We start from the raw sequence: 17021 nt of genomic DNA, 5'->3' as shown, positions 1-17021 counted from the left end.
TTCCTGCAAGCACGCGGGAGTATTTGTCGGGAGGAGACTTTGTTTGCTGAACTACACAAGAATGGCTGCCTTTCTATTAACTATTACCATTACCTTAAGTATTATAGGATTTACCATTCCGAACGTACTCTCCAACGTGAAGCTGGGTCTCGATTTGAAGGGCGGCTTTGAAGTGTTATATGAAGCATCGTCCTTTGAGGAAAATGGAGCCATTACGCTGGATTCCTTAAGGCAAACGGCAAAAAGTTTGGAAAAACGCATTAATGCTTTAGGTACTACGGAACCGGAAATTTGGACGGAGGGATCCAATCGAATCCGGGTTCGGCTGGCAGGGGTAGCGGATGAGCAGAAGGTCAGAGAAATTCTCAAAAAGCCAGCTCAGCTGACTGTCCGAGGCCCGGACGGTGCGATCGAATTAAACGGCAGCGATTTTCTGGAGGGTGCGTCGAGCATCGTGTACGGGGAATTGCAAAAACCGCTTATACGTGTTGAGGTCAAGGATAAACAGAAGCTGTTAGAGATTTCAACCAGGCTGCTTCATCAAAAGATAACGTTTCAACTGGATGAAACGGTTCTGGTGGAGCCTGTCATACTAGTCGTTCTTACCGAGGGGATTTCAACCTTAACCGGTAATTACACTTACGACCAAGCCAAGGAAATTGTGGATACTATCAATCTTGGCGCGATTCCGCTAAAGCTTACAGAAAAATACGCACAATCTGTCGGAGCTTCATTGGGCCAGCTCTCACTTGAGCAGACTGTAATGGCGGGAGCTTATGCCTCCATTATTATTTTGTTATTTATGCTTGTTCTGTACCGTATCCCAGGATTTATTGCCAGCTTTACGCTAATTACGTATTCATGGCTGCTACTCGGGATCATGAATTGGCTGGGAGCGACGCTGACGTTGCCAGGAATTGCCGCTTTTGTACTCGGCATTGGGATGGCTGTAGATGCTAATGTTATTACCTATGAACGACTTAAGGATGAAATGCGCACGGGACTTAGCTTACTGTCGGCACTGCGCAAAGGCTATAAAAATTCTTTCCGTACGATTATGGATTCACATGTCACAACGATTATTGCCGCTGTTGTCTTATTTTATGTCGGAACAGGCGCGATTAAAGGCTTTGCGCTTACACTCGTGCTTAGTATTGGACTAAGTATCCTGACCAATGTTTACTTCTCTCAATGGCTGCTGAGAATGCTGGCCAAAACAGATGTTTTTAACAATCCGCTGTTTTTTGGGGTTTCGCGAAAACAGGTAGTTGCCATTGACAAGAATGAACCGATGCCACTTGTGCACAGGGCTTTTGACTTTGTTAAACATAGAAAACTGTATTTCTTTATTTCTATTCTAGTTACTGTCATTGGAATTGGCAGCTTGCTGGTGCATGGTTTAAACTACGGCGTAGATTTTAAGGCAGGTACAACCATAGACGTTGCCCTGGGCAAACCAATTGAAAAAAATAAAGCGGAAGAAATCGTTCGGAAAGCCGGATTTGATCCATCTGTTGTTACTGTAGGCGGAGGCCAGCAGGATCGGGTGACCGTGCGGTTTGATCGGGTGCTCAATGCGGATATTGGTGAATCCGACCGCATCCTGTCAGCTTTTGCTGGCGAATATGGAAACGGCATCGGTAAGGAGGAAAACACGGTTGATCCGGGCATCGCCAAGGAGTTGGCCTTTCAGGCTATCGTCGCTGTAGCTGTTGCCAGCATTGGCATTATGCTGTATGTCACCATACGGTTCGAATGGGGCTTTGCTGTCGCAGCTATCATCGCCCTGGTGCACGATGTTTTTTTCGTGATCAGCGTATTTTCCATCCTAAAGTTGGAAGTCAATCTGCCATTTATTGCCGCGATTCTGACGATTGTGGGCTACTCCATTAATGACACCGTCGTTATCTTTGACCGAATACGTGAAAATCTTCGATTTGCCCGAGCAAAAACCTGGGGGGATTTAACAAGCCTTGTGAATCTGAGTATCAATCAAACGCTGGTACGTTCCGTTAATACAGCTGTTACCGTCCTGATTGCTTCAATTGCTTTGTTGGTTTGGGGCAGTGATTCCATTAATCTGTTTTCCTTGGCAATGACGGTAGGTTTGGTTGTCGGAATGTATTCCTCGATTTACATCGCCAGTCAGGTATGGCTGACCCTGAAATTCAAATCGATACAGCGTCTGGAAAGGCGTGCCCTTTATTTGAAAAATAATCCGCCGCCGCCCCCATCCCCATTACCACCTGAAGAGGTATTTGAAAGCTACGAGCATACGTATGAAAAATAAAGAAGAATTATAGGAAAACGTATTTGTGTGTTGCCTATCATTGTATGAAACCGTCTTAGGGATAATTCCTGCTGGCGGTTTTGTTGTTTTTTAGGTAATTAATTTCAACATTTTATCGGTTAAAATTTCTATGATTTTACAAATTTTTCATATATAATTTATATATAACAAAAAAGGGAGTGTGTTCGTTGAAATCCAAACTTCGCATCATTTTACTAGGAACAGCTATTTTATTAACAACGCAAGGCAACGCATTGGCATCTGACCTGCAGCAAGTAAAGGTGGATTTAAATCTAGTCAAGATTAATGTTAATGATATCCTTATAAAAACAAACACGATTCTTTATGAAGGTACTGTATACATATCCATTAGAGACGTAGCATCAACACTCAAATTACCAGCCAATTACCATCAAAAAAACCAAACCGTTTATATTGGGCAGCTTGGAGAAATTTCAAATGCAGATCCTGAAGTTAAAATATGGGATGTAGTTACCCCTGCACTGCCAAGCAATGATCCTATCTCACCACAAAAAGTAGATACTATAAACGTTAATTTAAATGAGGTTAAAGTGAAAGTTAATGGTAAGGCATTGTCTGCTGATACAATTTTCTATAATGGCACTACCTACGTTTCTATGAGAGCTGTAGCTGAATCTCTTGGTCTGCCTGTTGAATATGATCAAAATAGCAGCATTGCCTATATAGGAAATCATAAAGCAGTTGTGCCGACTGCAGCAGAAGTTAAAAGCAAGCTTTATGACGTTCCAGCGGATGGTAAGATGAAGGGATGGCAAGTTCTTAAAGGGCATGAGTATGAAGCCGATATCAAAATATATTTTCAAACAATCGGAAAAGAAGGTTACAGCCTACAGATTGAGGATGTGCGAGAGTATGATCCCAATCAAATTATTGAATGGACGGATACTAAAGGGGTTGTAAAACATAACAAGGTTTCCGACATTTATGAAGTTTTCAAGGATTACAACAGAAACCCCCTATTGCGAAAGTATCTTAAAGATACGTTCGGAGATCTTTATTTGAATTGGTTGAGCGTACGGGCCATACCTGCTGATCAATTGCTCGAACGATATTTGCGTGAAAGTGGACAACTGAATACAGTGAAAAATAATGTAACTTTAACCCCAGACGCAGTTATTCAAATTGAGCCTAAGAAGGAGCCGAAATCTGACGCGGATGCGATCAGAAAAAGAATCAACAGCAGTTTAGTAGATGAAATTGAACCAACTTCAGGCAATAACCCATTTGTTTACGATTGAGACCGTGATGCCCTAAGTTAGAGACTTAAAATAGCTGGTACATTCAGGCCATAACCTTATTTGTATTCCGGGTATGGCTTTTTCCAGTAGGGCTAAAATTCGCCTTGTCGGTCGCGTGGAACGAAGTGTTTAAGTGTCTGTTTTTTTCTTTCATTTGGGGGGATGAAGTTGAACAATAATCAGCCATTAAGAAAAAAAAGACGAGTTCGTTTGACAATTGCATATATCTATTTACTAACTTGGGTTATAGGTACCCTTCTATTTACTACTTTACTTGGGCATCCATTTCTTTTACTTCCTTGGCTAGTAATTTATCCGCCACTTGGAATAATTCCATGGGTTGTTTTACTTATTCCTTCGATCCGGAACATGTATAAAGAGGAGAAATTAGCAGCTATTATGGTTTTGTGCCCGTTATTGTTTGTTATTGGAGTCTTCACATGGATATATTATATTACGAATTCTGCAGCTGGAGCTTGAGTTGATATATTTTAATGAATAAAACTGGGGGAGATTTATGGAAATATCTGACAATCAACCGACAAGAAAGAAACGTAGAATTAGATTGATGATTTCTTATATTTTCCTTACCGTATGGATCACAGGGATTTTATTTTTATACCATAACCCATTCATAATATGGTGGATAATATATTCTGGATTTGCAGCTATATTATTAATAGTTTCTTTATATATACCATCGTTCAAAAAAATGTTTTTGGAAGAAAAGGTGGTCATATATTTCTTGCTTTCGCCCATTATACTTATTATATTAATTGGTATTCTTACTATAGTACTTGGTCAGATAGGTAAAATGCAACATGCTTTCTGAGGTCATATTCTTGTGATTTCCATCTCTATTTCGCTGAACTACGTTCTGTCGATTACTATTGGAGGAGTCGGATCATATAATTTATCGAAACTCAGTCCACAACCACCAAGGCAGCTACCTCAATAGCTGCCTTGTAGTCGTTCTCCAGACCTATGCGTATTCCCCGCATCTCCTTCCATACACCGATCTCACCCACTGGCAAAAGCTTTGTGATTCTTACGACGGTAGACTACACCAGAGAGCACGATACTGATCTCATACAATAAAACAAGTGGAACAAAGACCATAAGATGAGAAATAATTTCTGGAGGTGAGATCAAGCTGGCCGTAATGACCAGAATCAGATAAGCATGCCGACGTAAAGCATTCAGCCGTTTAGGATTCAACACTCCCAGCTTGGTCAGAAACATCACGATGATGGGAAGCTCAAACGCAAGGGAAACAGGCAGAATGATATTAAACATAAAAGAAAAGTATTGATAAACACCGTAGGTTTCAGAGAACCCCAGGTTTTTGGTAATGCTTGTGGTGAAGGCAAGGCTCATCGGAAACACAATAAAATACGAAAAGCTAAGCCCAATAATAAAAGAGATAAATGCAAAAGGTATGTATAAAAATGCCGCATCCTGCTCAACGGGCCTTAAACCCTTTTTGACGAAAGCCCAAATTTGATAAAGGATATAAGGCAATGAAACGACAATGGAGAAGGCCAGTGCTACGCTCATATAAATTTTTGCGCTATCCCACGGAGAGAACACATTCCAGACCATGTCGGAGGCGGGGGGCATGCTTTTTAAAAAATGTAAAATTTGCGGAGCTATGAATAAGCCGGCTATCATCGCTATAACGACTACAGCTAAAACAAGAATGATTCGTTTGCGCAGTTCTCCTACATGTCCGAGGAATGTCATTGCGTTAGGCTCGTTCATCAGATATCTCCCTTTCTTATTCAGCTGTATTTGAGTTTCAACCGGCCTTTTGCAGCCAACTGTCTGATTTCGAAAGTATTAAAGCCTTCCATCATCTTCTGCTGTATTTCCTTAATCCTCTCCACATCCTCGAACGAGTATTTGCGGGTGCGTCCCTGAGTTCGGTCAGGACTAATCAGCTGCCTTTCCTCATAATACCGAATTTGCCGTTCGGAAAGTCCTGTTAATTCACATACCACTCCAATTCCCATCACTTTTTCCTTCACACTAACAACCTCCAAACCATGTAATATTTACGTCACATTAAACATTTGTTTTGCATGAAGTAATAAATGAAAAGGGTTGCATTGGCACTAAACTTACATCATTTCCAACATGATATCAAGTATGAATTCTTTTTTCATGGTAAAAACTACCTAATTTTGATAGTGAGCCAAAAAAACTATGTTAGATTTACTAACATAAATTAATACACATGTTTTAAAATTTGGTATGGTTATTTTCAGATTCAATGATAGCTGAACAGGAGAGTGTTAAGATGGAAAACAAAGGACCAAATGAGATTACACGAAGACAGTTCTTGACTACTGTCGGTAAAATCGGAGGATCAGCTGCCTTATTCAGTGTAATGGGTACCATGGGATTATTTTCTCCCGAAACAATGAAAGCAGCGGAGTACACGCCACCGAGTAGAAACGATTTATCCTTAACGAATCGTAACGGCAAGCGGGTCATCATTCTTGGTGGTGGGATTGCCGGGATGACAGCAGCTTATGAGCTGGAGGAGGCAGGGTACGATTGTACGATTCTTGAAGCGCGTTCTCGCTCTGGGGGGAGAATCTGGTCTGTAAGGAAAGGTACAACGGTTACGGAGATTGGCGGTGTGAAGCAGGTTGCACGTTTTGATAGCGGAGAGCACATGTACCTGAATGCAGGGCCCATGCGTATCCCGCAGTTCCATGTAACGATGGAGTACATACGTAAATTCGGCATTCCCATAGAACCATTTAATAATGTTAACGATCACGGTTATTACTATAGCGAAAATGTTGGTGCATTATCCGGGCAAAAAATTAGAAAGCGTGCAGTAAAAGCAGACGTTAGAGGTTATGTCTCTGAGATGCTGGCCAAAGCAGTCAACCAGAATGCACTTGATTTGCCGTTGAATGCTGAGGAAAAAGAGAAACTGGTTGCGTATTTGAAGCGCGAAGGCGACCTCAATGCGGACCTGTTCTACAAAGGCTCCTCCCGGGGAGGCTATCAATCAGAACCGGGCGGCAAGCTCGATGCCGGAGTCATCCGTGACCCGTTCGATGTGAACGCGATCATTAGCTCGGGCTTTGGCAACTTCTTCTCCAGCGAGTATGGGTATGACCAACAAATGATGATGTTCCATCCGGTTGGCGGCATGGACAAAATCCCGCAAGCATTCGAGAAGCGAGTTGGCCATAATATGGTATTCCACGCTGAGGTTAGTGAAATCCGTCAGGACGATAGCGGAGTCCGGGTTGTTTACAAGAATAGAGACACCGGGGCAATAAAAGAAATCACTGGTGATTTCTGTATTTGCACGATTCCATTGCCAGTGCTTCGCAATATCCCGGCTGACTTCTCACCGGAAATGCAGAAAGCGATCTCCAGTATCAATTATGCCTCTGCAGGTAAGCTGGGCATCCAGTTCAAACGTCGCTTCTGGGAAACGGATGAGCAGCTATATGGGGGTACTACGGTAACCAATACCGATGTGGCCTCGATCTACTATCCTCCAACCGGATACAACGCTCAGAAGGGAATTTTGCTTGCCTACTATGCAAACGGAGCTGCTGCAGACCGATTAGGTGCAATGACTCTTGCGCAGCGTGAGCAATATGCACTAAGCACAGGCGCCAAAATTCACCCGCAATTTTATAAAGAGTTCGAAACCTCGTTCTCCATCCATTGGAAAAATATTAAGTACAACCAGGGTGGATGGGCTGCTTATACGGAAGAGGATCGGAAAACCCATTATCAGACGCTGTGCAAGCCAGACGGCAGGATTTATCTGGCCGGGGAGCACATGAGCTACATTACAGCTTGGATGGCTGGCGGAATTGAGTCGGCGCGTAAAGTTGTCACCGAGCTCCACCAGCGTGTATTGAAGGCTTAATAGCTCATTATCGAACAGAAGAGGAGACCTGTGAACTTATGCTAAAGAAAAATATGAAATCTATGCTGCTGCTTGCTGTTATGTCTGGTGCGATCAGTATCACGGCTTTTGCAGCAGACGAGCCGGACAAGCCGAATAAAATAAATGCGGAGCCGATTTATGAGTCTGAATTTTATGGAAGCGCAACGTCGACAATTTCCAGTGGAGTTTCTGTCCCTGCCGGCGCTGCTTACCTGTATACCAGCGGCACCGTTCCTCCTTTATTAAATAAAGATGGAGCAACCGTATATGAGCGTTATGGCGATACGAAGACACAAGCAATTGGGGTATTCAAAAATTTTGAGAAGCAGCTCGCGGAGAAAGGCTTGACCATGAACGATGTGATTTACCTCCGCGCTTATTTAACGGCTGATAAGAGCAAAGATAACAAATTTGATTACGCGGGCTGGAATGAAGCCTATGCCGAGTATTTCAATAAACCGGACAATCCGGTAAAAACCGCACGCTCAACGGTCGGTGTTGCGAGCCTTGTTAATGATGATTGGTTAATTGAAGTTGAAGCAGTCGCTGTATATCCTAAAAAACATAATCAAAATTAATCTATCCATTATATAGGGAGTGATGTCATATGTTGCAAAATATTGGTATTCCAGGACTTATCATGATTCTTGTTGTCATACTCATTTTATTCGGACCTTCCAAATTGCCGGAGCTGGGTCGGGCTGTCGGTCGTACACTTCATGAATTTAAAGCATCAGCCAGAGAGTTAGTATCCGAAACTAAAGAAGAACCAGAGCCAAAAGCAGAGAAGGATTTGTCGGCTAAGCCGCTTTAATCTAAACGAAACAGGTTGGTACAACATGTCGTTCACAATAAGCCTTCTTATGTGCTATTCCTCTAGAGGAATGAGCCAGAGAGGGCTCTTTGGTTTGTGGTAAGTGTACCAGGTGTTATTTTCTTCTTTCATTGTCATTTATATAGTGTCCTGAATAAAATGAAACAGCTATAGCCTAATGGTACGACAAAAATTATTTAAAGAAGAAAGGACGAAGGAGCATACAATGAAAAAAACTTATAAGCTTTCTGAGATCGCCAATAAACTTGGGAAAACGCGTACTGCTGTTACTGGTTGGTCAAACCAATATCGCGAATATTTTCCGACTGTAGTTATGAATGGTTCCCTCAGATACACAGAAGAAGCACTAAATATTTTCGAGATCATTTCCAAGATGAGGGATGCCAATAAATCAATTAAGCATATAAAAGACCATTTACAGGAAATGCGCCAACAGGCTGTTACCGAAATGAATGAAAGCGAAACGCCTGAAACCTCTGAAACACCTAATATTCATAACCTCGAGATTCCGTTTAGTAAGGAGACGACGGAACTACGGAATGTTGTCGAGATACTTAAACAAAAATTAGAAGCTAACAGACAACCCAAGGATGTTAAAGACCATTTACAGGATATGATTCAAAAGGTTACTATAGCGTCTAAGGAGTACGGCACGCTTTTGTCGCCAATTATAGATAGCTCAAACGTTCAGTTAAGTAAAGAAGTCATTGAGCTGCGTAATATTCTCCAAGTACTCACGGGAAAAATACATGAAGTTTTACAACAAGATGTTACAAATGAAATTACTTCCAAAGTTGAATTACTAAATACAAGATATGGTGGTGTGTCAGAAGAAGTCGCAGAACTTCGCAATGTGATACAGACACTTACAGAAAACGTAACCGAAATTGTTGAACAAGACATCAAAAGTGAATTAATTGCCGTTGCAGAATCTCAGGACACACGATATGACGGTGTATCCGTTAAAGTAACCGTACTAGGTAATGTTATGCAGACACTTACCACACGGTATGAGAGCGTATCTGATGAAGTCACAGAACTGCGCAGTGACATAAAGACACTCACAAAAAATGTAACGGACATTGTACAGCAGGATATCAAAAGTGAATTAATAACCACAGCAGAATCGCTGAACAAACGGTATGACGGTATGTCTGAAGAAGTTACAGAACTGCGCAGCGAGATAAAGACACTTGCAGAAAATGTAACGGAAATTGTAGAGCAGGATATCAAAAATGAATTATTGGCCACAGCAGAATCGCTGAACACACGGTATGACGGTATGTCTGAAGAAGTGACGGATTTGCGCAGCGAGATACAGACACTTACAGAAAAAGTAACGGATATTGTTGAGCAAGACATCAAAAGTGAATTAATAGCCACGGCAGAATCGCTGAACGCACATTATGACGGTATGTCTGAAGAAGTTACAGAACTACGCAGTGAGCTACAGACACTCACAGAAAACGTAACCGAAATTGTAGAGCAAGACATCAAAAGTGAATTAATAGCCACGGCAGAATCGTTGAACGCACGTTATGACGGTATGTTTGAAGAAGTTACAGAACTGCGCAGTGAGCTACAGACACTTACAGAAAGTGTAACCGAAATTGTAGAGCAAGACATCAAGAGTGAATTAATAGCCACGGTAGAATCAGTGAACACACGGTTTGGTGATATGTCAGAAGAAGTTACGGAACTGCGCAGCGAGATGCAGACACTAACAGAAAAAGTAACGGATATTGTAGAGCAAGACATCAAAAGTGAATTAATAGCCACGGTAGAAACAGTAAACACACGGTTTGATGATATGTCTGAAGAAGTTACGGAACTGCGTAGCGAGCTACAAACACTCACAGAAAAAGTAACGGATATTGAAGAGCGAGACATTAAAAGTGAATTAATAGCCACGGTAGAATCAGTGAACACACGGTTTGATGGTATGTCTGAAGAAGTTACGGAACTGCGCAGCGAGCTACAAACACTCACAGAAAATGTAACCGAAATTGTAGAGCAGGATATCAAAAATGAATTAATAGCCACAGCAGAATCAGTGAACACACGGTTTGATGATATGTCTGAAGAAGTTACGGAACTGCGCAGCGTGATAAAGACATTCGCAGAAAATGTAACCGAAATGGTAGAGCAGGACATCAAAAATGAATTATTGACCACAGCAGAATCGCTGAACGCACGTTATGATGGTATGTCTGAAGAAGTTACAGAGCTGCGCAGTGCGGTGCAGACACTCACAGAAAAAGTAACGGATATTGAAGAGCAAGACATCAAAAGAGAAGAAATGCGTAACAAACAATATGACGAAATTTATCAAATGATGATTTCACAGCAAGAACTGGTAGCCAGAATTGCAAAACTATTAGGATTTCCTCCACAATATACTTCATAAACCATATATCTTAACTCAGGATTATCTGTTTTATCGAGGTGGGGAGAACCATCATCTAATTCATTAATGAATATGTGTATGTATTTGTGAGTACTAACAGAAAAAAGATTGGACAATTATCCAATCTTTTTTTGCATACGGACGTGCATGATACCAGCGTCTTCAAAGGGTTGCTCCGAAACCGTGCTATATCCAAGCTGGGAATAAAACGACTCGGCATGACATTGACTGTCCAATATACACCATGTATACCCTGCCAATTTCGCATGCTTTTCCAGTCCTTGAAGCAATACCTTGCCGAGTCCCTTACCACGAAATTCGGATAATACAGCAACACGTTGGATTTTGGCCGTCTGTTGGTTATAGGCTATCCAACGTCCAGTTCCTGCCGGGACTCCGTTATACGTCAATAATATATGGTCACAAGCATCTGGTGATGCATCGTACTCATCGTTTTCCAGCTCCTGTGGAACCTTCTGTTCCTCGACAAAAACTTGATTTCGAATCTCAAGACACTGGGCTAATTGTGCAACTGAATCTACCTTTGTGATTTCCACCAATAATGCCTCCTAATACGGCCTCGGCGCAGCCAGACTATCTGTTATTGTATCATTGGTGCTGGGCATAATCTACGGAAAAAGCTGGATCGCTGCACTATAGATTTTCAATATCAGATGGATAAGGAACGCCTCCAAACCAGTTGCGAAAGCAGAAGAAATTATGATCTAGCACCACAAACATAACACATAAGCAACTCATTTAACAGAAAAGTAGCGACAAAACCTCACATGAAAACGTCGTAATTTATATTTTAAATCAATTAATACTATTTTTATCCTTTTTAATGTTAAATAAAATTACATAAATATAACGTAAAACATACTAAAAACCTATTGACAAAATGTAACCGTTCACATTATAATCCAGTTAAGATACTTTGTTAATCATTTTAACTAATTAAGGAGGTGAACTATTCAATTGATTGGTCGCGGTCAAACGGGTAACACCAAGTTGGTTAAACAAATCAATCGCGAAGGCATACTTCATCAGTTAAAAGAAGGAACACGGATGTCGCGGGCTGACTTAGCCAAGCTGACGGAGTTAAGTCGACCTTGTGTTTCAGCATTGGTTGATGAAATGATTCAAGAAAAATTAATTCGTGAAGTTGGGGTCGGGGAGTCTAAAGGCGGCAGGAAGCCAATTTTGTTGGAATACAATTTCCAGGCTTACGGTGTAGTAGGTGCTGTATTTGAAGGAAGTATCCTCCATTTAGCGATTGCCGATTTAAAAGGGGAATTGTTATTTCAATACACAGCACGCTTATCTCAACCCAAGGATGGGGAAGGAGCCATTCAAAGTGTTGAGAGAGGACTTGCGACCGTACTGGCCCAAAGTGGATTTGATAAAAGCAGGCTGCTGGGTATCGGTTTGGGTTTGCCGGGGATTACAAAGCGTAGAGAAGGCACGGTTAGCTATTCACCAAGCACAGGGTGGATGGGCTTGCCTGTACAGAAGGAAATCGAAGATAGGCTGGGTTTGCCCGTTATTATAGATAACGATGTTAACTTAATGACCATGGGCGAGTTCCATAAAGGTGTAGGTAAAGGTGCTTCCGATCTGGTTTATATGTATGTGGGTACGGGTATCGGTGCCGGAATCGTCATTGATGGTCAATTATTTCGCGGTACCCGAGAAGCAAGCGGGGAAATTGGCTTTATGCTAATTGGTCCTGTTGGCAATCGGTGTCATGAGGAATATGGGGTATTTGAGAACAACTATTCAGTACCTGCTATTCGTGAGAAGGCCAGAACCATTCTCCCTTCTATTGAAGAAGGCACAAGTATTATCAAGCAGATTGTGGATCAAGCGAATACGGGAGTCGTTGAGGCGGGATTGCTTCTAGATGACATTTATAAACATTGGGCCTATGGAATTGCCAATATAGCAAGTGTGATGGATCCAGAACTATTGATACTTAGTGGGGAAATGATACATATCGGTGAAAATGGCGTACAGAGGATTCAACAAATGTTAACCGATTGGGTGCCTTATGTTCCACGGCTTGAACTAGCTTCTTTAGGCGATCAAGCCGGGATCATAGGGGCGATCCACAGTGTATTGGAAGCTTTCCCATCCACACTTAAATCCAGAGGGTAAAATTAAAGAGGAGGAATTAAAACATGAAGAAATCCACAAAAAAAAGCTCGACATGGTTGACAGGACTGGTACTTAGCATCTCGATGCTGGCGGTATCAGCTTGTAGTACGACAGCACCAGCCAGTACGACGAAACCGGCAGATCCGGTTAAGCCGGCGGCAGAAGCACCAAAACCTGCACAGAAGCAAAAGCTTGTCATTTATACGGCCAGAGATAAGAATGTGGTTGATGAAATTATGCCTAAATTTAAGGAAAAGAACCCGGAAGTTGAAGTAGAGGTTCTTACGATGGGCGCCCAGCAGGTGTTGGAGCGTGTACGTGGGGAAAAAGCGAACCCGCAAGCCGATTTTTGGTGGGGTGGTACGCAATCAGGACTTATGACAGCAGCGAATGAAGGTCTTTTGGAATCAGTAAAACCAAGCTTTGCCGATAAAGTACCTGCTTTGTACAAAGATGCGCAGGACCGTTGGTATGGTGAAATGCTGCTGCCGGAAGTTATCATGTACAATTCCAAAGCGTTGAAGAAGGAAGATGCGCCTAAGGATTGGGATGATTTATTGGATGCGAAATATAAAAATAAAATCATTATCCGCGGTGTATTGGCTTCCGGTACGATGAGAACGATCTATTCCGCGATGATTTACCGTCAAGACGCTGCAGATCCGAAAAAAGGCTACGATTGGCTGAAGAAGCTTGATGCCAACACGAAGGAGTACGCGCAAGATCCAACGAACCTGTATCTGAAGTTAGCTCGTGAAGAAGGTACGTTATCCCTATGGAATTTACAGGATATCATGATCCAGAAAGAACTGCAGAAACAACCATTTGACTTTATTTATCCAACAAGCGGCGCTCCTATTCTGGTAGATGGCGTGGGTGTAGTCAAAGGCGCAAAGAACATGGATGCTGCCAAAAAGTTTTATGAATTCCTCTTTGATTCCAAGCTGAGAGTGGAATTAGCGGAGAAATTGTACCAAATTCCAACCCGTACGGATATTAGCAAAGATTCTCTTCCTGCTTGGTTGAAAGGAATCGAATTGAAGCCACTGACACTGGATTGGACTGTAATGGCGAATAAAGAAAAAGATTGGATGCAGTACTGGGATGAAAGCATCAAAGGAAAAGGCTCGAAATAATTTCATCCGGGCGGAGGTGCTTCTCCGTCCGGAATTCCATCGAAGGGGGAACCGAGTTTGATTGATGTAACTTTGGATCATGTAAGCAAACAGTTCGGAAATGTAAAGGGAGTTGCTGACGTCCATATTGAGATTAAACCAGGAGAGTTTTTTACTTTTTTGGGGCCGAGCGGGTGCGGGAAAACAACGACACTGCGCATGATAGCCGGATTTTATTTTCCGAGTGCCGGACGTATACTTTTTGGCAATCAGGATGTAACGAACCTGCCTCCCAATAAACGAAATACCGGGATGGTTTTTCAGAACTATGCGTTATTTCCCCATATGACCGTTTTTGAGAATATTGCTTTTGGTCTCCAGGTAAGGAAAACTTCCAAATCGGAAATTGTTCAAAGAGTGGAGCGCGCACAAAAACAAGTCCATTTGGACGGGTACGGAAATCGTCGCATCGATCAATTGTCAGGCGGACAGCAGCAGCGGGTCGCTTTGGCAAGAGCGCTTGTCATTGAGCCGCAAATTTTGCTGCTGGATGAACCGTTATCGAATTTAGACGCCAAGTTAAGAGAAGAGACCAGATTGGAAATCAAGAGACTTCAACTGGAGCTCGGTATAACTACGATCTACGTTACTCACGATCAGGCCGAGGCAATGTCCATGTCTGACCGGATTATGGTTATGCAGGGAGGCGTCGTTCAACAAATAGGAACTCCTGAACAAATATACAATCGTCCTGTGAACCGCTTCGTCGCTTCGTTTATTGGTGAATCCAATCTATGGGAGGGAACGGTAGAACGTATAGAGGGCGATGAGGTCGTAGTACGTTTTGCGCCGGATTTAATATTACGTGGTTTGGTTCACCATTCATCGCCAGCATGCAAGCTTGAGGTAGGTGCCAGCATCACGGCATCCATACGCCCGGAATCGGTTCTTGAAGTGCGTTCCGAGGAACTGCAGCAGGAAAATGTGGTTAAGGGAAATGTGACGATTTCTGAATTCACGGGCATAAGTGTAAATTATATGACTCAAATCGGTACGATGCAATTGAAAGCGATGTTTGTTAATCAAGGACATCGGATTCGCCAACGTGGAGAAGAGATCGCTTTTTTCATTCCGAAAGAAAGTATCTATTTTGTAGGATAGATGGGAGGCGAATGATGAAACCAACACTGAAATCACCGTCACCCAAGCCTGTTCTCTCTTGGACAGCTATAACCACATCACGGCATTTTGTGTATGTTCTGGTTGCTCCTTTGTTTCTAGTGCTTTTAGCTTATGTGGTGTATCCTTTGTTCCAAACGTTTCTCCAAAGTATACAGCTGGAAGATCAGTTTTCGTTAAAGAACTACATTAAATTTTTTAGTTTAGAGCATACCTCCAATCTCGAAGCCTTGTGGACTAGTATCTATATATCCGTTTTAAGTGTAATCACGTGTGCGATCGTAGGTGTCGCCATGGCTTTCTTACTGGAACGTTACGAATTTCCGGGGAGGAAAATCCTCGCAGTACTGGTGATGGTTCCGATGGCACTGCCGCCTTTGGTCGGTGTCTTGTCCTTTACTTTTCTGTACGGGGAAAGCGGCATTATCCCTCGGTCGTTAAAGCTGTTATTTGATCTGGATCAGGTTCCTTTTTCCTTAAAAGGCATTTGGGGCGTGCTCATGGTACATACCTTTACGATGTACACTTATTTTTATATGACGGCTTCGTCCGCGATCAAAGGGCTTGATCCTTCATTAGAGGAAGCTGCATCCAGTCTTGGGGCTGGCCGGATATATGTATGGCGGCGAATCATTCTGCCCATGCTGACACCTGCTTTAATAGCTTCGTCTTTGCTTGTATTCATGGTTGCGATGGCTTCTTATACGGCTCCGCTTATTTTTGGAATCGAGCGAACGATGACGATGCAAATTTACTTGTCCAGAACGAATGGGAATTTAGATATGGCAGCTTCACAATCGACCATTCTATCCGTAGTTTCCATCGTGTTCCTGATGATCATGCGTTGGTATCAAGGCTTGCGCAATTATCAGAACTTGAGCAAAGGGGTAAGTGTTCACCGAACAGAAGTGAAGAGCGCTGTAGGCAAATACGTAGCGATGATTCTTTCGTTCCTTGGCGTTATTGTGTTACTTCTGCCCATTCTTGTGTTGGTTCTCATATCCTTCTCCACAGACGGAACCTGGACCACACAAATTCTTCCTCCTGAGTATACATGGAAGCACTATGTGCAGCTGTTTACGGATAGTAAGACCTGGCGCCCGATTGCCAACAGCTTTAAGATGAGCTCGATCGCAACGATCGGAAATATCATCTTTGGTGTGGCAGCTGCTTATGCCATGGTCCGCATGAAGTTCAAGGGGAAATCGTTGCTGGATGTGCTCATTATGCTTCCTTGGGCTTTGCCTGGAACGGTGGTCGGTGTGAACTTGATCACGGCGTTTAGCGAGCCCACGATATTCAGCTTTAATCAGGTATTAATCGGCAGCTTCTGGATGCTTCCGCTTGCTTATTTCGTTCGTCATTTACCGTTAGTGTTCCGCTCCACATCAGCCACCTTAATGCAGATGGATGGCTCTATAGAAGAGGCGGCCCGCAATTTAGGCGCTTCATGGTGGTATAGCTTCCGCCGAGTTGTATTTCCGATGGCTCTAAGTGGAATTCTTGCCGGAGCGCTGCTGGCGTTTGTGCAAGGAATTGGTGAATTTGTCGCTTCAATTCTTTTATTTACTGGTAAAACGACTCCGATTTCAGTTGAAATTTTTCAGCGAATGTATTCCTTTGAATTTGGTACTGCTTGTGCGTACGGTGTACTGCAAATCATCCTCATCATCATTGTTCTCTTCATTTCAAGGAAAATCGCAGGAGATAAGGCAGGTACAGCCTTGTAATGTTGGTCATATCGTGGGAACACTGAAGAGTTTGCGTCAGCAAACTTTCTGCGTAAGCCTGGGCTAAAGTGTTCGCTACCACGTGATGATATAGCGGAGG

Annotated in this window: 13 protein-coding genes; 10 read left to right on the top strand and 3 right to left on the bottom strand. The window is 42.7% G+C overall.

Translation table 11 applies throughout. The features are described from left to right. Positions 1 to 43 precede the first annotated feature (43 nt). Together BK127_RS34470 and BK127_RS34465 are read left to right on the top strand one after the other, a co-directional pair. Positions 44 to 2290, top strand: coding sequence for a protein translocase subunit SecDF (locus BK127_RS34470; RefSeq protein ID WP_076236828.1), 2247 nt, complete (start codon positions 44 to 46; stop codon positions 2288 to 2290). Positions 2291 to 2478: 188 nt separating this feature from the next. Beyond that, positions 2479 to 3570, top strand: a complete 1092-nt coding sequence (locus BK127_RS34465; RefSeq protein WP_076236826.1) for a stalk domain-containing protein — start codon at positions 2479 to 2481, stop codon at positions 3568 to 3570. A gap of 1020 nt (positions 3571 to 4590) precedes the next feature. Here BK127_RS34465 and tatC read toward each other — a convergent pair. After that, positions 4591 to 5331 carry a twin-arginine translocase subunit TatC gene (tatC, locus tag BK127_RS34450; RefSeq protein ID WP_076236818.1) on the bottom strand — a complete coding sequence of 247 codons (741 nt, stop codon included), beginning with the start codon at positions 5329 to 5331 and terminating at the stop codon, positions 4591 to 4593. 20 nt (positions 5332 to 5351) lie between these two features. Next, positions 5352 to 5597 (bottom strand): MerR family transcriptional regulator, encoded by a 246-nt coding sequence (locus BK127_RS34445; RefSeq protein WP_076236816.1) that lies wholly within the window; start codon positions 5595 to 5597, stop codon positions 5352 to 5354. A gap of 272 nt (positions 5598 to 5869) precedes the next feature. Here BK127_RS34445 and BK127_RS34440 point away from each other — a divergent pair, with 272 nt between their 5' ends. From BK127_RS34440 to BK127_RS34425, 4 genes are all read left to right on the top strand, one after another. Continuing rightward, complete coding sequence (locus tag BK127_RS34440) at positions 5870 to 7477, top strand: flavin monoamine oxidase family protein (RefSeq protein ID WP_076236813.1); 1608 nt, start codon at positions 5870 to 5872, stop codon at positions 7475 to 7477. Between the two features lie 38 nt (positions 7478 to 7515). After that, a complete protein-coding gene (locus BK127_RS34435; protein WP_076236810.1) occupies positions 7516 to 8076 on the top strand; it encodes a RidA family protein in 561 nt (186 codons plus the stop codon). Positions 8077 to 8105: 29 nt separating this feature from the next. Beyond that, positions 8106 to 8312 (top strand): twin-arginine translocase TatA/TatE family subunit, encoded by a 207-nt coding sequence (locus tag BK127_RS34430; protein WP_076236807.1) that lies wholly within the window; start codon positions 8106 to 8108, stop codon positions 8310 to 8312. Between the two features lie 226 nt (positions 8313 to 8538). Continuing rightward, a complete protein-coding gene (locus tag BK127_RS34425) occupies positions 8539 to 10740 on the top strand; it encodes a MerR family transcriptional regulator (RefSeq protein WP_076236804.1) in 2202 nt (733 codons plus the stop codon). 116 nt (positions 10741 to 10856) lie between these two features. On the opposite strand, the gene BK127_RS34420 is transcribed toward BK127_RS34425, so the two are convergent. After that, the gene (locus BK127_RS34420) at positions 10857 to 11297 is read right to left on the bottom strand and encodes a GNAT family N-acetyltransferase (RefSeq protein WP_083689818.1); all 441 of its coding nucleotides are present in this window, start codon (positions 11295 to 11297) and stop codon (positions 10857 to 10859) included. 421 nt (positions 11298 to 11718) lie between these two features. Between BK127_RS34420 and BK127_RS34415 the strand changes: the two genes are divergently transcribed. Genes BK127_RS34415 through BK127_RS34400 form a run of 4 tightly spaced genes read left to right on the top strand, consistent with a single transcriptional unit; the run spans position 11719 to position 16921 of the window. Next, positions 11719 to 12897 carry an ROK family transcriptional regulator gene (locus BK127_RS34415; RefSeq protein WP_076236799.1) on the top strand — a complete coding sequence of 393 codons (1179 nt, stop codon included), beginning with the start codon at positions 11719 to 11721 and terminating at the stop codon, positions 12895 to 12897. A 23-nt stretch (positions 12898 to 12920) separates the two neighbouring features. After that, positions 12921 to 14033 (top strand): extracellular solute-binding protein, encoded by a 1113-nt coding sequence (locus tag BK127_RS34410; RefSeq protein ID WP_076236796.1) that lies wholly within the window; start codon positions 12921 to 12923, stop codon positions 14031 to 14033. A 57-nt stretch (positions 14034 to 14090) separates the two neighbouring features. Continuing rightward, positions 14091 to 15173: an ABC transporter ATP-binding protein gene (locus BK127_RS34405; RefSeq protein ID WP_076236793.1), complete on the top strand. Its 1083-nt coding sequence runs from the start codon at positions 14091 to 14093 to the stop codon at positions 15171 to 15173. 14 nt (positions 15174 to 15187) lie between these two features. Next, complete coding sequence (locus BK127_RS34400; RefSeq protein ID WP_076236790.1) at positions 15188 to 16921, top strand: ABC transporter permease; 1734 nt, start codon at positions 15188 to 15190, stop codon at positions 16919 to 16921. The last annotated feature ends 100 nt before the right edge of the window (positions 16922 to 17021 follow it).

The organism is Paenibacillus sp. FSL H7-0331 (assembly GCF_001956045.1).
This window is presented reverse-complemented; position numbering and strand designations above follow the sequence as displayed.